At 71.0% G+C, this 18086-nt stretch carries 16 protein-coding genes and 1 pseudogene; 8 read left to right on the forward strand and 9 right to left on the reverse strand.

Annotated features, from left to right (window positions below):
- Positions 1–14: 14 nt before the first annotated feature.
- The 6 genes and pseudogenes from HMPREF2833_RS12715 to HMPREF2833_RS07940 all read left to right on the forward strand — a co-directional run.
- Positions 15–845: pseudogene (locus HMPREF2833_RS12715) on the forward strand (YeeE/YedE family protein); the annotation flags it as partial.
- A gap of 387 nt (positions 846–1232) precedes the next feature.
- The gene (locus HMPREF2833_RS12720; protein WP_338074425.1) at positions 1233–1445 is read left to right on the forward strand and encodes a sulfurtransferase TusA family protein; all 213 of its coding nucleotides are present in this window, start codon (positions 1233–1235) and stop codon (positions 1443–1445) included.
- A gap of 244 nt (positions 1446–1689) precedes the next feature.
- Complete coding sequence (locus HMPREF2833_RS07925) at positions 1690–2913, forward strand: inorganic phosphate transporter (protein ID WP_083310963.1); 1224 nt, start codon at positions 1690–1692, stop codon at positions 2911–2913.
- A complete protein-coding gene (locus tag HMPREF2833_RS07930) occupies positions 2910–3182 on the forward strand; it encodes a hypothetical protein (RefSeq protein ID WP_039100661.1) in 273 nt (90 codons plus the stop codon). Before HMPREF2833_RS07925 ends, HMPREF2833_RS07930 begins: the two co-directional genes overlap by 4 nt.
- Entirely contained in the window at positions 3179–3742 is a 564-nt protein-coding gene (locus tag HMPREF2833_RS07935; protein WP_070637303.1) for a DUF3349 domain-containing protein, read from the forward strand. The genes HMPREF2833_RS07930 and HMPREF2833_RS07935 overlap by 4 nt, the downstream gene beginning before the upstream one ends.
- A gap of 242 nt (positions 3743–3984) precedes the next feature.
- Positions 3985–4863 carry an alpha/beta fold hydrolase gene (locus tag HMPREF2833_RS07940; RefSeq protein WP_070637305.1) on the forward strand — a complete coding sequence of 293 codons (879 nt, stop codon included), beginning with the start codon at positions 3985–3987 and terminating at the stop codon, positions 4861–4863.
- A gap of 123 nt (positions 4864–4986) precedes the next feature.
- On the opposite strand, the gene fmdA is transcribed toward HMPREF2833_RS07940, so the two are convergent.
- The 8 genes from fmdA to HMPREF2833_RS07975 all read right to left on the reverse strand — a co-directional run bounded on the left by fmdA (position 4987) and on the right by HMPREF2833_RS07975 (position 14079).
- Entirely contained in the window at positions 4987–6243 is a 1257-nt protein-coding gene (fmdA, locus tag HMPREF2833_RS07945) for a formamidase (protein ID WP_070637306.1), read from the reverse strand.
- A 58-nt stretch (positions 6244–6301) separates the two neighbouring features.
- Positions 6302–6595, reverse strand: coding sequence for an FmdB family zinc ribbon protein (locus tag HMPREF2833_RS07950; protein WP_039100667.1), 294 nt, complete (start codon positions 6593–6595; stop codon positions 6302–6304).
- Positions 6596–6823: 228 nt separating this feature from the next.
- A complete protein-coding gene (gene hutH, locus HMPREF2833_RS07955; protein ID WP_070637307.1) occupies positions 6824–8386 on the reverse strand; it encodes a histidine ammonia-lyase in 1563 nt (520 codons plus the stop codon).
- 111 nt (positions 8387–8497) lie between these two features.
- A complete protein-coding gene (gene hutI / locus HMPREF2833_RS07960; RefSeq protein WP_070637612.1) occupies positions 8498–9661 on the reverse strand; it encodes an imidazolonepropionase in 1164 nt (387 codons plus the stop codon).
- Positions 9662–9831: 170 nt separating this feature from the next.
- A complete protein-coding gene (locus HMPREF2833_RS07965; RefSeq protein WP_070637309.1) occupies positions 9832–11550 on the reverse strand; it encodes a urocanate hydratase in 1719 nt (572 codons plus the stop codon).
- Between the two features lie 226 nt (positions 11551–11776).
- On the reverse strand, positions 11777–12511 hold the full coding sequence (locus tag HMPREF2833_RS07970; protein WP_168165717.1) for a hypothetical protein: 735 nt from the start codon (positions 12509–12511) through the stop codon (positions 11777–11779).
- A 131-nt stretch (positions 12512–12642) separates the two neighbouring features.
- Positions 12643–12945, reverse strand: a complete 303-nt coding sequence (locus tag HMPREF2833_RS12395; RefSeq protein WP_141756171.1) for a hypothetical protein — start codon at positions 12943–12945, stop codon at positions 12643–12645.
- A gap of 348 nt (positions 12946–13293) precedes the next feature.
- On the reverse strand, positions 13294–14079 hold the full coding sequence (locus HMPREF2833_RS07975) for an IclR family transcriptional regulator (protein ID WP_070637311.1): 786 nt from the start codon (positions 14077–14079) through the stop codon (positions 13294–13296).
- A 418-nt stretch (positions 14080–14497) separates the two neighbouring features.
- Between HMPREF2833_RS07975 and hutG the strand changes: the two genes are divergently transcribed.
- Positions 14498–15583, forward strand: coding sequence for a formimidoylglutamase (hutG, locus tag HMPREF2833_RS07980; RefSeq protein ID WP_070637313.1), 1086 nt, complete (start codon positions 14498–14500; stop codon positions 15581–15583).
- Entirely contained in the window at positions 15576–17030 is a 1455-nt protein-coding gene (locus tag HMPREF2833_RS07985; RefSeq protein ID WP_070637315.1) for an amino acid permease, read from the forward strand. The genes hutG and HMPREF2833_RS07985 overlap by 8 nt, the downstream gene beginning before the upstream one ends.
- Before the next feature lie 254 nt (positions 17031–17284).
- Here the strand turns inward: HMPREF2833_RS07985 and HMPREF2833_RS07990 are convergent, their stop codons facing one another.
- The gene (locus HMPREF2833_RS07990; protein WP_246829099.1) at positions 17285–18034 is read right to left on the reverse strand and encodes a TetR/AcrR family transcriptional regulator; all 750 of its coding nucleotides are present in this window, start codon (positions 18032–18034) and stop codon (positions 17285–17287) included.
- Positions 18035–18086: the final 52 nt, after the last annotated feature.

Consider the following 18086-nt stretch of genomic DNA (forward strand, 5'->3'; position numbering starts at 1 on the left):
TCTGCGTGACGGGCATGCTGCGGGACGTCTTCCTGCAGCGCTCGTGGCGCACGTTCACGGCGTTGCTTGTGGTGATCACCGTGCACGCCGTGGGGCTCGCTGCGCTCACCACCCTCGGGGTGATCTCCCCGGACTACCCCTCGTTCATGCCGCTCGCGGTGGTCGTGGGCGGGTTCATGTTCGGGGTGGGCATCATCCTGGCCGGCGGCTGCGCCTCCGGCACGTGGTACCGCTCGGGTGAGGGCCTGGTGGGCTCCTGGATCGCGCTGGCCATGTACGCGCTGTCCGCCTCCGCCATGAAGACGGGTGTGCTTAAGGATGTCAACTCCGGCATGAAGCAGTGGGACACCGGGCTCACCACCATCCCGGACGCCTTGGGCGTGTCCCCCTGGCTGTTCGTGATCGTCCTGGCCGCGGTGACCGGCGTGATGGTGCGCCACTTCCTCAACCGCGAGAAGAACACCGTGAAGCCCGCGCGGCTGAACGGCCGTCCCGCCTGGAAGAAGCCCCTGCACGTCTACACCGCCGGCGCGCTCGTGGGTCTGATCGGCGTCATCGCGTGGCCGCTGTCCGCCGCGACCGGCCGCAACGACGGTCTGGGCATCACCACCCCCACCGCCAACCTGCTCAACTTCCTGGTCACCGGCGCGGACAAGAAGCTGGACTGGGGCGTGATGCTCGTGCTCGGCATCCTGGTGGGCTCGTTCATCGCTGCCAAGTCCACGGGCGAGTTCCGCGTGCGCGTCCCGGACGCCAGGACCACCGTGCGCTCCATCGGCGGCGGCCTGCTCATGGGTGTCGGTGCAGCGCTGGCCGGTGGCTGCACGGTGGGCAACGGCATGGTCCAGACCAGCCTGTTCACCTTCCAGGGCTGGATCGCGCTGCTGTTCATCGCCCTGGGTGTGGGTGCGGCCACCAGGATCTGGCTCAAGCCCACCGTCACCCAGCCGGAGCAGGGCACCAGCGGGGGCACCTACTCCACCGCCGAGAGCCTGGACCACACCGTGGATGCCTCCGCACCGGACGACAACTCCATCGACGCCGCCCCCACGGCCCGCCCCCTCGCCACGGACACCGCCGCGCACGACGCCGCTCCCACCGCGGGTGCCCCCCGCACCTCGGGCGCGGACGTGTTCTCGGGACTCTCCGCGGCACCCACGGCGCTCATGGTCAGGAACCCGGGCGCAGCGGCGTCGTCGAAACTGAAGGACCTGGGGGACGGCTACTGGGCCCTGGACTCGCTCGGGGCGGTGTGCCCGTTCCCGCTGATCGAGGCCAAGGACGTGATGCAGACCCTGCAGAGCGGTGACCACCTGGTGATCGACTTCGACTGCACCCAGGCCACCGAGGCCATCCCGCAGTGGGCGGCCACGGACGGGCACGAGGTCACCGACTTCGTGGAGAAGGGCGACGCCAGCTGGCAGATCACCCTCCGCAAGGGCTGACCCCCCGCCCTGGAGGGGGGACGAGCCCCGCGCACGAGGGGCGGCCGCGGGATCGACCACGGTGGGCGCCCACACCGGCACCACGAACCCCGCGCGAGGGCTGGCCGCTCCGTCGCGAGAACCGCGCACGTACCCGCTGCCGGTGGTAGCGGGTACGTGCGTTGTCAGCAAGGTGTCCAACACCACGGGGCCGGGTGCGGCCGCGTTTTTGGCACGGAGCCCCGGTGGGGATCATCCTGGGGGAATGACAGTTGAACTGGTGATCCTGGGCCTGGTGGTCGTGACCGCGCTGGCCTTCGACTTCACCAACGGATTCCACGACACCGGCAACGCCATGGCCACGTCCATCGCCACCGGAGCGCTCAAGCCCCGCACGGCCGTGACGCTGTCCGCGGTGCTGAACCTGGTGGGCGCGTTCCTCTCCGTGGAGGTGGCCACCACGGTCACCAAGGACGTGCTGCTCATCCAGACCCCGGACGGCGGGCTCGTCTCCGGACTGGACCCCACGATCGCACTGACCCTCATCTTCTCGGGGCTCATCGGCGGCATCCTCTGGAACCTGGCCACGTGGTTGTTCGGCCTGCCCTCCAGCTCGTCCCACGCGCTGTTCGGCGGGCTCATCGGCGCGGGTCTCGCCTCGCTCGGGGTGGCCGGGGTGAACTGGGCCGGAGTGGTGCAGAAGATCCTGGTGCCCGCCGCGCTGGCCCCGTTCATCGCCGGGTGCGTGGCCGCTGTGGGAACCGCGCTCGTGTACCTCATCGCCCGCGGGGCGGACCGTCGCCACCGGGACCAGGGGTTCCGCTGGGGACAGGTGGGAACGGCGTCGCTGGTGTCCCTGGCCCACGGCACCGGTGACGCGCAGAAGACCATGGGCGTGATCGCCCTGGCCCTGATCGCGCACGGCAGCCTGAGCGTGCAGGGCATCGAGGACGACGGTCTGCCCCCGTGGATCATCGTCTCGTGCGCGGTGGCCATCGCCCTGGGCACGTACCTGGGCGGCTGGCGCGTGATCCGGACCCTCGGCAAGGGCCTCGTGGAGATCGAGCCGCCGCAGGGGATGGCGGCCGAGGCGTCGTCGGCGGCCATCATCCTGACCTCCAGCCACTTCGGCATGGCGCTGTCCACCACGCACGTGGCCACCGGCTCCATCCTCGGATCCGGGGTGGGCAAGCCCGGCGCCACGGTGCGCTGGGGCGTGGCCGGGCGCATGGTGGTGGGCTGGCTGCTCACGCTGCCCGCCGCGGCCGTGGTGGGTGCGGCGTGCTTCGTGGTCGCCCACGCGATCGGGGGACTGGCCGGCGCCGTGGCCATCTTCCTGTTCATGGTGGTCACGTCAGCCCTGATCTTCATGCGCTCCCGCCACCAGAAGGTGGACCGCCACAACGTCAACGACGACTGGGACGAGGGCACCACCCCCGCACCCGGCGACTCCCTCCGCTCCGGTACCCAGGAGGTCACCCGCTCATGATTGCCGAGATGGCGAGATCCGCCCTGGCCGTGCTCGTGGCCGGCCTGTGCTTCGGCGCCGGCCTGCCCGCGCTGTTCACCGTGGGCATCACCCTGTGGAGCCGCGCCACCCCGGACCCCGGCCCCGACGGCACGGCCCGCAGGAACCCCGTGGCGCTCGCCGGGGCGGTACTCTGCTTTGCGATCGTGCTCGCCGCGGTGCTGATCGGGGTCCTCTGGATCACCCGCAAGAGCTTGGAGCACTACCTAGGGATCACGGTGTTCGGATGATGACTTTCGACGCGGCTCTCGAGCACATTCGGGCCGCCTACCCGCAGGGCGTCCCGCCCGAGCAGCACGCCGCGCTCGCGGAGCTGCTGGCTCGCACGGTGGGCCCGCACCGCACCGAGCGCCTGCTCGAGGCGCTGGACGTTCCGGCGGGAGACCTCCTGGGCCCCGCCACGTCCTCCGAGGCCCAGCAGCACGACGTCGCCGCGGAGCTCGCGCGCGCCGGGTGGCCCCTGGTGGGCGCCAGCCAGGACGAACCACCCCGCCAGCCCGGCTACGTGGCGAGGGTGATGAACTGGCTGCGGGCTGACTACCCCAACGGGGTCCCCACCCAGGACTACCTCCCGGTGCTCGCGGTGCTCCGCCCCCAGCTGGACGACGCGGACATGGCCGCGATCGCGGACCAGCTGGCCCAGGACGCCCGGGACCAGGGAGTGGCACCCTCCGAGGCGGACGCCCGCGATGCCATCCAGCGCGCCACGGAGGACGAGCCCAAGCCCGAGGAGATCGCACGCATCCGGGCGATGCTCGCGGCGCACGGGTGGCCGTTCGAGGGGGAGTAGGGCGCGGCGGGGCGCCACGCGTGGGGCGGGCGATGTCCCGTGGGTGGCCCGACGCGCAGGGAGAGGTTCTGCCCCCGGAAACGCACTTTCCGGGGGCAGAACCTCTCCTCAGACGCTGTGCGCCTGAGGCCATGGGTGTCTCAGCCCCGTTCGTGGAGCAGTCGGGAGGTTTCCCGCCCCGAGTGTGTTGACGGGCCCGGCTGCACGGGTGGTCCCCCATCTGGGAGGCGCACAATGGCCCCATGTTCGAGAACTTCGAGACCCACCGCATCTCCGTCCCCGGGGCCACCATCCACGCGCGGACCGGCGGGCAGGGCGAGCCGCTCCTGCTGCTGCACGGCTTCCCGCAGACCCACGCCATGTGGCACCGACTGGGCCCTGCCCTCGCGCGGGACCACCGCGTGGTGGTCGCGGATTTGCGCGGCTACGGGAACTCCACGGCGCACAGCGAGGAGTTCAGTTTCCGGGCCATGGCGGCGGACATGGTGGCCGTGATGCGCCACCTGGGCCACGAGAGTTTCGACGTGGTGGCCCACGACCGCGGCGCGCGCACCGCCCACCGCATGACCCTGGACTTCCCGGACGCGGTGCGCTCCGTGGCGCTGCTGGACATCCTCCCCACCCCCACCGTGTGGGAGCTCATGGACGACTGGCTGGCCACCCGGTACTACCACTGGCTGTTCCTGGCCCAGCCAGCACCCATGCCGCAGCGGCTCATCAGCGCCGAGCCCCTCACCTTCCTGCACGCGGCCCTCGGGGGACTGGGTGGCACTCCCGGTTCCCTGGACACGTTCGACCCCGAGGCGCTCGCGGCTTACGAGGCCGCCGCCCAGAACCCGTCCGTCGTGGCCGCGTGGTGCGCGGACTACGCCGCGGCCGCCGGTGTGGACCGGGAGCACGACGACGCCGACCGCGGCACCTCTCGCAACCTCCCCGCCCTGCTGCTCTGGGGCAGCAACGGCGTGGTGGGTGCCCAGACGGACCCGCTGGAGGCGTGGCGGCCGTGGCTGCCACGCATCACCGGCCGGGCGGTTCCCACCGGGCACTTCATGGTGGAGGAGCGCCCGGACGAGGTGCTGGCGGAGATCCAGGAGCACCTGGCGGCCGCCGCACGGGATTGAGAGGACCGCCCGTCAGACATGCGAGTGCACTTCCATCCTTGGAAACCGCGGTTCCTGGGGCGGAAGTGCACTCACCTGCGAGAGGCGGCCCCGCGGCGTCGTCCGCGCGGGGCCGTGGCGGGATCAGCCCGGGTTCATCGCCCGCGGCGCCCCCATGCCCGGGTCCACCTGGGTGGGACCGCTGGCGGAGGGGCGGATGTCCACGTCGAAGATCTCGGTGGGCAGGTACACCGTGGCGCACGAGTTGGGGATGTCCACCACCCCGGAGAAGCGGCCCTCGATGGGGGCGGCGCCCAGCAGCAGGTACGCCTGCTCCTTGGACCAGCCGAACTTGGCGAGGTAGTCGATGGCGTGCAGGATCGCGCGCTGGTAGGACAGGTGCGAGTCCAGGTAGCGCTGCTCGCCGTCGAGCGTCACGGACGTGCCCGAGAACGCCAGCCACTCCGAGTACACGGGACCGTTGCGTCCGGGCATGAAGATGGCGTTCTCGCTCACGCCGTAGGTGTCCATGCCGCCCTTGATCACGTCCACATGGATGTCGATGAAACCGCCCATCTCGATGCCGCCGCAGAACGTGATCTCGCCGTCCCCCTGGGAGAAGTGCAGGTCACCCATGGAGAGGTTCGCCCCGGACACGTACACCGGGTAGAACACGCGCGAGCCCTTGGTGAAGTTCTTGATGTCCTGGTTGCCGCCGTTCTCGCGCGGGGGAGCGGTGCGGGCGCCCTCGCCGGCCACGCGGTCGAAGTCCGCGCCGGTCAGCGAGCCGAGGATCGCGGAGTCCGGCTCCGGCGGCAAGGCCAGCGGGGGCACGCGGTTCGGTTCGGTGGCGATCAGGTCGCCCTCGCGCTTGTTCCACGTCTTCAGCAGCTCCGCGGACGGCGCAGTGCCCATGAGGCCGGGGTGGACCATGCCCGTGAACTTCACGCCGGGGATGTGCCGGGACGTGCACTCGCCGCCGCGGAAGTCCCACACCGCCTTGTACGCGTCCGGGAACTGGTCCACCAGGAAGCTGCCGCCGTTCTTCTGCGCGAAGATTCCCGTGTAGCCCCAGCCCTGTCCGGCCAGCGGGCCCTCCTCCTGGGGGATGGGACCCACGTCCAGGATGTCCACGATCAGCAGGTCGCCGGGCTCCGCACCCTCGATGCGGAACGGCCCGGACAGCGCGTGCACCCGGTTCAGTGGGGCGTCCCGGATGTCGTCCGCGGAGTCGTCGTTCTTGATGGCGCCGTCGAACCACTCGCGGCAGTCGATGCGGTAGCTCTCCCCGCGCTTGAGCGTGGCCACGGGCGGGATGTCGGGGTGCCAGCGGTTGTGGCCGGTCAGCTTCTGCTCGGTGAAGGGCTTGGTGGAGTCCAGCGGGAAAATCACTTCTGGCATGGTCCGTGACCTTTCTGGAGAGCCCCGCGGGCGGTTCCCGCGCGGCAGTGCGGGGAAGCTAGGGCCGCGGCAGCTTCGCGTGCCGGGGGTCCCGGGTCACGGCAGGGGCCGCTCCGGGGGCGCCGGGCTGGCGGGGCAGGGAGCGGACGACGTCGGGCGCGTCAGCCGTGCGGGCGGCGTCGTCAATTGCCCGTGCCCGGGGAGAGTTCGCGCGGGACAGCCCCACCGCGGAGAACACGCGCCGCGCGTCCGCACCGCACGCGGGGCAGTCCTGGGAGCGTGGCACCTGGGCCATGGCGTGGTGGGCGTCGAACGGCCCGCAGGCCTCGCACCGGAACTCGTAGACGGGCATGGACGCTCCCTTCGCGCGTGTGAGCCACGATACAACTCGGTCTGCGGAGGGGACAGGTCCGAACGCTGACCCGCGTTCGCCTCAACGCGCAGGGAGAGGTTCTGCCCCCGGAAACGCACTTTCCGGCGGCAGAACCTCTCCTCAGACGCGGCCCCCGGCCCCATGCGTACAGGCCGTGCGCGGGGGACGCACGCGGGCGACGTCGTGCCCCGCCCCCGCGCGTGCCGGTCAGTTCAGCGGGCCCACCGCGGACTCGACCGTGCGCACCAGGCGTCCCGAGGCCACGTACTCCTCGGCCGCCTCGATCTCCGGCGCCATGAAGCGGTCCTCGCCGGGCGCGCCCACGCGGCCGTCCAGGTCCGCGATGACCGCCGACGCCGCCGCGCCCGGTTCCAGGGGCGCGCGCAGAGCGATCGCGCGGGTGGCGGAGAGCAGCTCGATGGCGAGCACGCGGCGCAGGTTCAGCACGGCCTGGCGCAGCTTGCGGGCGGCGTGCCAGCCCATGGACACGTGGTCCTCCTGCATGGCGGAGCTGGGGATCGAGTCCACGGACGCCGGGGCGGCCAGGCGCTTCATGTCCGAGACCAGCCCGGCCTGGGTGTACTGCGCGATCATCAGCCCGGAGTCCGTGCCCGGGTCCTCCGCGAGGAACGGGGGCAGGCCGTTGGAGCGGGCCGGGTCCAGCATGCGGTCGGTGCGGCGCTCGGACATGGACGCCAGGTCCGCAATCGGGATGGCCATGAAGTCGAGCACGTAGGCCACGGGCGCGCCGTGGAAGTTGCCGTTGGAGCTCACGGTGCCGTCGTCCAGGACCACGGGGTTGTCCACGGCCGCGGCGAGCTCCTGCTGCGCGACGGTCAGGGCGTACGCCGCGGTGTCCCGGCTGCCGCCCGCCACCTGGGGGGCGCAGCGCAGGGAGTAGGCGTCCTGCACGCGGTCGTCGCCCACGCGGTGGGAGGCCACGATGCCGGAGCCCTCCAACACCTTGAGCATGTTCGCAGCGGCATACTTCTGGCCCGGGTGGGGGCGCAGCGGCTCGTGCAGCTCGGGGACGAACACGCGGTCCGTGCCCAGCAGACCCTCCACGGAGAACGCGGCGGTGATGTCCGCGGCGGTGAGGAGGTTCTGCAGGTCCGCCAGCGCCATGATGAGCTGGCCCAGCATGCCGTCCGTGCCGTTGATGAGCGCCAGGCCCTCCTTCTCGGCGAGGGTCACGGGCTCGATCCCGGCCTCGGCGAGCAGCTCGGGCACGGGACGCTCGGTGCCGTCCGGTCCGACGGCGCGGCCCTCACCCATGAGCACGAGCGCGCAGTGGGCGAGCGGTGCCAGGTCACCCGAGCAGCCCAGTGAGCCGAACTCGTGCACCACCGGGGTGATGCCCGCGTTGAGCACGGCGAGCATGGTCTCCAGGGTCTCCACCCGGATGCCCGTGTGCCCCGAGGCCAGGGTCTTGGCACGCAGGAACATGAGCGCCCGCACCACCTCCCGCTCCACGGTGGGCCCGGTGCCCGCGGCGTGGGAGCGCACCAGGGACTTCTGCAGCCGGGTGCGCTTCTCCAGGGGGATGTGCTTGTTGGCCAGCGCGCCGAATCCGGTGGAGATCCCGTACGCGGGCACATCCGACGCCGCCAGCTCATCGATGTTCCGGCGCACCCTCGCGACGTGCTCGCGGGCCTCGTCGGTCAGCTCCACGCGGGCGTCGTGGCGGGCGACGGCGATCACGTCACCCACCGTGACGCCGGAGGAGCCCAGCTGCACGGTGGTGGGGAGGTCGGTGTCGAAGAGGGTCATGGGGAAGAGTCCTTCCGGTCGATGGTCCGAGTCGTCTGGGCAACTCGTGGAGAAGAAAAGGGGTGGCCTGCGAGTGACCCGGGGTGGATGACCCCGGGTCACTCGGTGCGCTCAGATCTCCCGGCGGCCCGCCCGCCACACACCCCACGTCAGGGGCATGCCGGGGCGGTAGGCCAGGTGCACGGCCTGCGGGGCGTCCAGCACGTGCAGGTCCGCGCGCGTGCCCACAGCGAGGTGGCCCACGGCGGGCCGGTCCGGGGTGGAGACGTCCCGCCGCAGCGCCTTGGCGCCGCCGAGCGTGGCGGCACGGATGGCCTCGTCCACCGTGAGCTTCATCTGCAGCACCGCGGTGGCCACGCAGAAGTTCATGGACGTGGTGTAGCTGGTGCCGGGGTTGCAGTTGGACGCGATCGCCACGGTGGCTCCCGCGTCCAGCAGCTCACGGGCAGGGGCCAGCGGGGCACGGGTGGACAGGTCGCACGCCGGCAGCACGGTGGCCACGGTGCCCGAGCCGGCCAGCGCCGCCACGTCCTCGTCCGAGAGGAAGTTGCAGTGGTCCACGGACGCCGCCCCCAGCTCCACGGCCAGGGACACACCCTCACCGGGGCCGATCTGGTTGCCGTGCACCCGCAGCCCGAGCCCCGCGTCCCGGCAGGCCTCGAGCACGCGGCGCGACTGCTCCGGATTGAACGCCCCGCGCTCGCAGAACACGTCCGCCCACTGCACGTACGGGGTCACGGCCTCGAGCATGGGCCCGCACACCGTCTCCACGTACTCGTCCGCGTCCACGCCCTCGGGCACCAGATGGGCGCCCAGGAACGTGACCTCGTCCGCGGCGTCCGCGGCGATCTTCGCCGCGCGCAGCTCCTGCTCCACGTCCAGGCCGTAGCCCGTCTTCGTCTCCAGGTAGGTGGTGCCACCGGCCACGGCATCCCGCACGCGCCCGGCCACGAGCCCGCGCAGGGTTTCGTCGCTGGCCTCCCGGGTGGCGTTCGTGGTCACGCCGATGCCACCCGCCGCGTATGCCTCGCCGGCCATACGCGCGGCGAACTCCTCCCCGCGGTCCCCGGCGAACACCAGGTGCGTGTGCGAGTCCACCCAGCCGGGCAGCCCCGCGCGCCCCTCCACGTCCACGGCGCGGTCCGCCGCGGGCGCCTCGGAGGCGCGGCCCACCCATGCGATCAGCCCGTTCTCGACGACGACGGCCGCGTCCCGGAGCACGGAGTCCTCACCTCGCGCGGGGTCCACCGTGTGCAGCTCGCCGATGCCGGTGATGAGCTCGGACCCGCCGGCGGACGACGCCGCCCGGTGCGACCGCGCGCCCGGCTGGGCTGCGTCGCTGGTCGCCCCCGGTGCCGTCCCCGAGGAGGCGGCACCCGGGTGAGAATCGGCGCGGAGCCCGCGTGCGGCGTCGTCGTCCCCGGTGGGGGAGGTGGGGCGCCCGGTCACTGGTCCGCCTGGCGGGTGGCCGCGAGATCGTTGTGCATGGGGATGTTGACGCCGCGCTCGTCCGCCACCTGGATGGCGCGCTCGTAGCCGGCGTCCGCGTGGCGGATCACGCCCATGCCGGGGTCGTTGGTGAGCAGGCGCTCGAGCTTCTGCGCGGCGAGCTCGGTGCCGTCCGCCACGGAGACCTGGCCCGCGTGGATGGAACGGCCGATGCCCACGCCGCCGCCGTGGTGGATGGAGACCCAGGTGGCGCCGGAGGACGCGGCGGTGAGCGCGTTGAGCAGCGGCCAGTCCGCGATCGCGTCCGAACCGTCCTTCATGGACTCGGTCTCGCGGTAGGGCGAGGCCACCGAACCGGAGTCCAGATGGTCGCGGCCGATCACGATGGGCGCGGACACCTTGCCCTCGGCCACGAGCTGGTTGAACAGCAGCCCGGCCTTGTGGCGCTCGCCGTAGCCCAGCCAGCAGATGCGCGCGGGCAGGCCCTCGAACTCCACGTGCTCCTGCGCGGCGTCGATCCACTCGTGCAGGTGCTTGTTGTCCGGGAAGAGCTCCTTGATGGCGTTGTCCGTGACCTCGATGTCCTTGGGGTCGCCGGAGAGCGCCACCCAGCGGAAGGGGCCGAGACCCTCGCAGAACAGCGGGCGGATGTACGCCGGGACGAAGCCCGGGAACTCGAACGCGCGGGTGTAGCCGGCGTGGCGGGCCTCGTCGCGGATGGAGTTGCCGTAGTCGAAGACCTCGGCGCCCTCGTCCTGGAACTCGACCATCGCCTGGACCTGGGCAGCCATGGCTTCCTGGGCCTTCTTGGTGAAGCCGATGGGATCGGCCTTGGCCTCGGCGTCCCACTGCTCCACGGTGAACTCGGTGGGCAGGTAGGACAGGGGATCGTGCGCGGAGGTCTGGTCGGTCACGACGTCCACGGAGATCTCGCCCGCGCGGTGGCGGCGCAGCAGCTCCGGGAACACGTCCGCGGCATTGCCCACGTACCCCACGGACAGCGCCCGGTGCTCGTTCTTGGCCGCCATGACCTTGGCGAGGGCGGTGTCCAGGTTCGTCTCCACCTCGTCCAGGTAGCGCTTGGACTGGCGGCGCTTGAGGCGCGTCTCGTCCACGTCGACGACGAGGCAGGCGCCGCCGTTCAGCGTCACGGCGAGCGGCTGGGCGCCGCCCATGCCGCCGCAGCCGCCGGTGATGGTCAGGGTGCCGGCCAGGGTGGGCTCGGGGATGCGGCCTTCCTCGTGCATCTTGCGGGCGACGGCGTAGAAGGTCTCGTAGGTGCCCTGCAAGATGCCCTGCGTAGCGATGTAGATCCAGGACCCGGCGGTCATCTGGCCGTACATCATGAGGCCCTCGTCCTCGAGCTTGCGGAACTCGGGCCACGTGGCCCAGTCGCCCACCAGGTTGGAGTTGGCGATCAGCACGCGCGGGGCCCACTTGTTGGTGCGGAAGACACCCACCGGTTTGCCGGACTGGACCAGCAGGGTCTCGTCGTCCTCGAGCTCCTTGAGGGTCTTCACGATGGCGTCGAACGCCTCCCAGCTGCGAGCCGCACGGCCGGTGCCGCCGTAGACCACCAGGTCGTCCGGACGCTCAGCGACCTCCGGGTCCAGGTTGTTCATGAGCATGCGCAGGGGCGCTTCGGTCTGCCAGCTCTTGGCGCTGATCTCGGTGCCGCGGGGTGCGCGGACGGGGCGGGCGTTGGGCAGTGCCATGAGGTGCCTCCTGGTGCGGGTCGGTCCGGGGCGCGTGAGGCCGCGGACGGGGAATGAGTCCATGGGACCACGGGCGGTGACGGGGGTCACGGGTTCTGGAGGGGGTTGTGTCTGGGATGCCAGACAGGGGGGGGTCGAGTGGGGCACCACACGATGGACGTTAGGTGTGGTTGCTGACCAGGTGTCTCGCGAGGAGCATTACCTCACCGCTCCCGGTCTGTTCCCCTCACTTGCAGGTGGATCCGCCGTTGTTGGTGATTGAAGTGTTGAGCACCTGCCCGTTCGAGAGGGTGACCTCGATGGTGTTGAAGTTCGGGATGGTTCCGTCGGGACTGGGGCAACGGGCCAGAGGCGTGACACCGGTGTAGGTCACGCCGAAACGCCCGGACGGTCCGCTGACGAAGTTGGTGCACCCGTCGGTGCCACTCGAATAGGTGCCGTTGGCGCCATTGCTCCCATTCCACAGGAAGTTCAGGTCCCAGGCCGGGTATGAGGTGCCGTCCGGAAACATCACTGAGGTGTTGTTCACTGTGTTGGCGAGGCTGCCACGCCAACCCCGGCTACCCGTGGTGTAGGGCATGGCCGAGCGGTTTTCGGTACTGCGGCTCGAGGTGCGATTGCCCACCCAGAAGGCCCCTGGCCCTGACGAGTCTTGACCCTGACGGTTCATGATCCACCACTGGTAGGTGATCTTCACGACCGTCACGCCCGCGGGTAGACCGTACACGTAGGTCTCGGCCCCCACGGTCATGGTCTGCGTGGTGGTCCCACTTCCCCCTGTGCCGCCCCAGCCGTAGATCAGGCCGCCCTGGGAGGTGAGCGTCGGACTGCAGGTGCTGGACGCCGCATAGGCCGGTGCGACGGCGGCTAGCGCCAGTGTGGGGGTTGACCATGCGAGGCCGCGGGCAAGGGTGCGCCGAGACAGAACTCGCGGAGCAGGATCAGTGGGCGAGGTGTCCATTCGTCACGTCCGATCGGGGGAGGGGGGACGTCCAAGGGTACCGGGCTTAGGGATTCCTCGCCCAGGAGGTCAGAGCGTGACGAGCAAAGGGTGCTCCACCCCAGTGCACCGCCCGGATCGCATGCCGCCGCTCAACCGTCAGCTAAATCCTGACCGAAGTGGTAAGAGCCGTCCTGATATACCGTCCACACCCCGGTGGTGCCGGATCCGCCCTGGCCCGTCATGGACTTGGACTGTCCTGTGACCGTGAATGATCCATCGGGGTTTTTGTCGCTGATGTAGCAGATGTCGGGATTGAACCCGTCGACCTTGCCAATCAACTCCAGGGCTTGCTCTTCCGTGGCAATGTGGATCCCCGGGATCGGCCCTCCCGAGGATCGGCCGGTGGTCACGCCAGGAATCGGGGTCGGGGTCGCCGGATGCATGGATTTCACGGTCCCGGTGGGTTGCGCCGCGGTCGGCGTTCATGACGTCGGAACCGCAGTCGACGCCGTGGGGGACGGCGTCACGGACGGAGTCGCGGAGGATGCGCGTGACGAGGAATGAGAGGCAGGAGCCGTGCTCGGCGCGGTTGCGTCCCGGTGGTCCACGCTGCATCCTGCGCCGAACACCACGACTACAGCAGCGGCGACGGCTAGCGATACCGGCCTGCAACGACCCGAAGATTGATGCCTCTTCATCGAGTGCTTCATGTCCCCAGTGTTACCACTGTCCAGAGTCGATATTGCCGGGCAGGTGAACTGACCTGCGATATCGGTTCAATTCCCTCCGGCCCCGGCCGCTTACCCTCCAGCCCCCGGCACCGCCCCATGCAACCGCCGCGTCAGCGCCTCCGCCGTCCGCCGCACGTGCCCCACCAGCTCCGCCCGCCGCTCATCGTCGATCTTGTGTCCTAGGAACGTGAGCGCCACCCCCGCCACCGGCAGCCCCCGGTGGTCGTGCGCCGCCACCGCCACGGAGGCGAAGTTCGGCGTCACGTCCCCCTCCTCCACGGCCCAGCCGCGCTCACGGGTCCGCGAAAGCTCGGCGCGCAGCTGCCCAGGCGTCGTGATCGCCGTGCTCTCCCAGCGCGACGCGAACGAGTCCCTGTCCGGGTACAGCGCCCGCACCTGGGCCGCGGGCAGGCCCGCGAGCATGGACCGCCCGCTCGCCGTGAGGTGCGCCGGGATGCGCACCCCCACGTTCGTCACCAGTGACGGCTTGTACGGCGCCCGTTCCTCCACCACGTACACCACGTCCCGCCCGTGCATCACCGCGAGGTGCGCGTTCTCGCCCACCGCGTCCACGAGCGCGCGCAGCAGCGGCTCACCCAGCCGGGCCATGGGATCCTGCCGCGTGTACGCCGAGGACAGCTCGAACGCCGCGATCCCCAGCCCGTACAGCCGCTCCTCCGGCAGGTGCACCACGAACCCCTGCTCCGTCATCACCGCCAGCAGGTGGTACACGCTGGACCGCGGCAGCTCCAGCGCCGTCCCAATCGACGCCGCCGCCACCGGCCCCTTCCGCGACGCCAGGAACCGCAGGATCCGCAGCGTGTTCTGCGCGGCGGGGACTTTGGCTCCGGTCATCGCGTTCCCTTCGGACGGTGTTAGTTCGGGCGGACGACGCCGCACGGTCACCCCGGGCGCGTCCGGTACCCCCGCGGTGCCCGCAGCCCGCGGTGTGAGTACGGTCTGGCACAGTGCCGGTGATGCGGTGGGGCTGTCGATGGCCGAGGCCGCACCTCGCGCGTCTCGGCTCCGCAACGGTAGGGCCGGCCCCGGCCGTTTCCGAGATGCGGCGCCGCGCCCCAGGGACCCAGCGAGCGGCGTCGTTGTCTGGCCCGCGTGTCGTACGATCTGCGTGTCTGGAATACCAGACGATATCTGGTGTCGGGCCTCCCCGCGATCCCCGGTGATGGGATTGTCTGGAGCGAAAGGTAATTCAGATCACACGCGAGCACCGCGAGGCGGCCCGGGGAGGCGGCACCGCAGGGAAGGATGCTGCATGACGACCACCCGGATCACCCCGCCGGACCCTGAGGTGTGGAGCGGCAGGACGGACGCGGACACCCCGGAGCACCTGCGCTGGCACCAACGAGCACGGCAGGGCATCGCTCATGAAGCCGCGCAGCAGACCCCTCAGAACGCCTCGCGAGGTGACGGACAGCGCGGCGCCGACCAGGACACTGCTTCGCAGACCGCGCAGACCCCCGCCGTCGAGCTCATCGGCTTCTCCTGCGACGAGGGCGTGCGCCGCAACAAGGGCCGCGTGGGCGCCTCCGAGGGCCCGGACGCCCTGCGCGGTGCCCTCGCCCCTCTGGCGATGCATGCCGACTTCGGCATTCACGACGCCGGCACTGTGGTGGTCCCGGGCCGCGACCTGGAGGACGGCCAGGACACCCTGGGCCACCAGGTCGCACGCCTCCTGGACACGGGCAACCCCGTGGTCGTCCTGGGTGGCGGCCACGACACCGCGTGGGGCAGCTACCTGGGACGCACCCGCTGCGACCGCCTGCGGGACCAGCGCGTGGGTGTGCTGAACCTGGACGCCCACTTCGACCTGCGGCAGGCGGACGAGCCCTCCTCCGGCACCCCGTTCCTGCAGATGGCCCGCGCGGACCAGGAGGCCGGCCGCGCGTTCGACTACACCGTGCTGGGGATCAGCGAGCCCAACAACACCGGCATCCTGTTCCGCACCGCGGAGGAGCTGGGCGTCGAGTTCCTCACGGACGAGCAGTGCCAGCCCTGCCACCTCGACGCCGTCCTGGAGGTCGTGGACCGCCTCGTCGAACGCGTGGACGCCATCCACCTGAGCATCGACCTGGACGTCCTGCCCGCCGCCGTGGCGCCCGGCGTGAGCGCCCCGGCCGGATACGGTGTTCCCCTGGAGACCATCCAGGCCGTGTGCCACCGGGTGGCCCGCAGCGGCAAACTGGTGCTCGTGGACGTGGTGGAGCTGCTGCCGCGGATGGACGTGGACGGCCGCACCGCCCGCGCCGCCGCGCGCCTCATCACCACCCTGGCCCACGACGCCCTGAGCACCCCACCCACCGGCCTCGCCGGGAACACCACAGGAGAGCGCCATGAGTAGTCCCGCATCCCCGCCGCCCGCACCGCAGCAGGGCGGGGCGGGCCACCCCACGCTGTCCCGCGGGCTGAGCATGCGCCACATCCAGTTCATCGCGCTGGGCTCGGCGATCGGCACGGGCCTGTTCTACGGCTCCGCCACCGCCATCCAGGCGGCCGGACCCTCCGTGATCCTGGCGTACCTGATCGCCGGAGCGGTGGTCTACATGGTCATGCGGGCCTTGGGCGAGATGGCCGTGCGCCACCCCGTTCCGGGCTCCTTCGGCCAGTACGCCGCGCGCTACCTGGGCCCGTTCGCGGGCTTCGTCACGGGCTGGACGTTCGTGTTCGAGATGATCGTGGTGGCCATTGCGGACGTCACCGCGTTCGGCGTGTACATGGGCTTCTGGTTCCCGGACACGCCCCGCTGGATCTGGGTCACGGCCGTCATCCTGTTCATCGCCGCGATCAACACCCGCAACGTGAAGATCTTCGGCGAGATGGAGTTCTGGCTGACCATCATCAAGGTGGGTGCCATCCTGGCGATGATCGGCGGCGGCATCGTGCTCATGGTCCTCGGCGTCTCCTACGCCCCGGGCGAGCCCGTGGGGCCGCAGAACCTGGTGGACCACGGAGGCTTCATGCCCAACGGCCTGGGTGGTCTGCTGGCCGCGCTGTCCGTGGTGGTCTTCGCGTTCGGCGGCATCGAGACCATCGGCATCACCGCGGGTGAGGCCGGCGATCCGGCCCGCTCCATCCCCAAGGCCGTCAACGCCGTGCCCGCCCGCATCCTGCTGTTCTACGTGGGCACCATGGTGGTGCTGATGTCTCTGGTCCCGTGGACCGAGATCACCGGCGAGGCCAGCCCGTTCGTGCAGATCTTCTCCGCCCTGGGTATTCCCGCGGCGGCATCCATCCTCAACGTGGTGGTCATCGTGGCCGCTGTCTCCGCAATCAACGCGGACACCTTCGGCGCCGGCCGCATGCTCTTCGGCCTCGCGGAGCAGGGGCAGGCGCCCCAGGCGTTCACCAAGGTGTCCAAGAGCGGCGTCCCGTGGCTCACCGTGGTGGTCATGTGCGTCGCCCTGGGCATCGGCGCGATCCTCAACGTGGTAATCCCCGAGGACGTGTTCCTGGTGATCGCCTCGATCGCCACGTTCGCCACCGTGTGGGTGTGGCTCATGATCCTGCTCTCGCACATCGCCATGCGCCGCGAGATCGAGCGCAAGAACCGCCCCGAGTCCGCGTTCAAGGTCCCGTTCTGGCCCGTGGCCTCGTGGGCCGCGACCGCCGGCATCCTGTTCGTGATCGTGCTGCTCGGCTGGTTCCCGGACACCCGCGTGGCGCTGATCGTGGGCGTCGTGTGGCTCGTGCTCCTGGGCGTGGGCTACCTGCTGTTCGTCAAGGGCGGCGGCCGCAACCGCCCCGACCTGGACGACCACACCGCGCTGATCACCCTGCCCCGCAGCTGATCCCCGCCTGCTGAGAGCCCCGGCCCGTCCGCGAGCCGGGGCTCTCCCATGCCCGGACGACGACGCCGCACGGCCGGGCCCGCGCGCCTCGTCACGCGCCGCGCGGGTCACGGGTTCGTCCTCGCGGGGCCGTGACCGCCTCCTGAGCGGGGCGCGGCCGCCGTCCGCTCCAGCGCCTGCCCGTGACGCGCTGGCGCCGCTCCGTGCTCCCTGAGCAGGCCACCCGGGGCACGGCGGCGTCGCGCCCCGGCGGGCTACCGGGCGGACTCCGGGGAGGCGGGGACGGCGGCGTCGTGCGCGGGAGCGTGTGCGGTGCCCACGCCCGCGGCCACGAGCGCGACGATCTCCCGCATCCGCTCCAGCACCAGGTCCAGCTCCGCGCGACCCTGGCGGGCGCGGTTGAGCTCGGCCAGCCCGCTGGTGACGATCATCCGCGCACCCACGTCCAGGGGGGCGGCGTCGGCGTCCGAGGCGGCGGGGCGGCAGCCCGCGAGCATCCGGGCGATGTGGTCCTCCAGCTTCTCCACGAGCACCAGCACCTCGCGGCGGTGCGGCAGGTCCTCCCCGAAGAGGATCTCGCGGGCGATCCACACCGTGGTCTCGGGCCAGTGGACGGCCATGTCGAAGATCGGGTCCAGCGAGTCCATGATCGCGTCCACCACGGCGGCGGGGGAGCGCTGGGCAGGGCCGGGGGTCGCGTCCAGGGCGTCGTTGACGTGGTCCGCCCAGATGTTCTCGGTGACCATCATGAGCAGCTCCGCCTTGGTGGCGGCGTACTGGAACACGGTGCCCGCTGCCACGTCCGCGCGGGCGGCCACCTCGCTCATGGACATCTGCGCGTAGCCCTTCTCGCTCACGAGCGCGCGGGCGGCGGTCAGGATGCGGGCGCGCTTCTCGGCCTTGGCGATTTCACGGCGGCCGGGACCGCGCGGACTCACGCGGGAGGCCGCGTGCTCCAGGGGATGTCCCCGGCGGCGCGGCGTCGGGTTCTGAATTTTCTCCACCAGATAATTGTATTGCACTCAAAATTGAGTAGGCTCAATTATGTACGCAGGG

The organism is Kocuria sp. HMSC066H03 (genome assembly GCF_001812045.1).
GTDB classification, from domain to species: domain Bacteria; phylum Actinomycetota; class Actinomycetes; order Actinomycetales; family Micrococcaceae; genus Kocuria; species Kocuria rhizophila.

What these genes read in the sequence shown, in the direction of transcription:
- HMPREF2833_RS07925 (WP_083310963.1), top strand. Translation starts at nt 1,690, where the DNA reads ATGACAGTTGAACTGGTGATCCTGGGCCTGGTGGTCGTGACCGCGCTG.
- HMPREF2833_RS07930 (WP_039100661.1), top strand. Translation starts at nt 2,910, where the DNA reads ATGATTGCCGAGATGGCGAGATCCGCCCTGGCCGTGCTCGTGGCCGGC.
- HMPREF2833_RS07935 (WP_070637303.1), top strand. Translation starts at nt 3,179, where the DNA reads ATGATGACTTTCGACGCGGCTCTCGAGCACATTCGGGCCGCCTACCCG.
- HMPREF2833_RS07940 (WP_070637305.1), top strand. Translation starts at nt 3,985, where the DNA reads ATGTTCGAGAACTTCGAGACCCACCGCATCTCCGTCCCCGGGGCCACC.
- fmdA (WP_070637306.1), bottom strand. Translation starts at nt 6,243, where the DNA reads ATGCCAGAAGTGATTTTCCCGCTGGACTCCACCAAGCCCTTCACCGAG.
- HMPREF2833_RS07950 (WP_039100667.1), bottom strand. Translation starts at nt 6,595, where the DNA reads ATGCCCGTCTACGAGTTCCGGTGCGAGGCCTGCGGGCCGTTCGACGCC.
- hutH (WP_070637307.1), bottom strand. Translation starts at nt 8,386, where the DNA reads ATGACCCTCTTCGACACCGACCTCCCCACCACCGTGCAGCTGGGCTCC.
- HMPREF2833_RS07965 (WP_070637309.1), bottom strand. Translation starts at nt 11,550, where the DNA reads ATGGCACTGCCCAACGCCCGCCCCGTCCGCGCACCCCGCGGCACCGAG.
- HMPREF2833_RS07970 (WP_168165717.1), bottom strand. Translation starts at nt 12,511, where the DNA reads ATGGACACCTCGCCCACTGATCCTGCTCCGCGAGTTCTGTCTCGGCGC.
- HMPREF2833_RS07975 (WP_070637311.1), bottom strand. Translation starts at nt 14,079, where the DNA reads ATGACCGGAGCCAAAGTCCCCGCCGCGCAGAACACGCTGCGGATCCTG.
- hutG (WP_070637313.1), top strand. Translation starts at nt 14,498, where the DNA reads ATGACGACCACCCGGATCACCCCGCCGGACCCTGAGGTGTGGAGCGGC.
- HMPREF2833_RS07985 (WP_070637315.1), top strand. Translation starts at nt 15,576, where the DNA reads ATGAGTAGTCCCGCATCCCCGCCGCCCGCACCGCAGCAGGGCGGGGCG.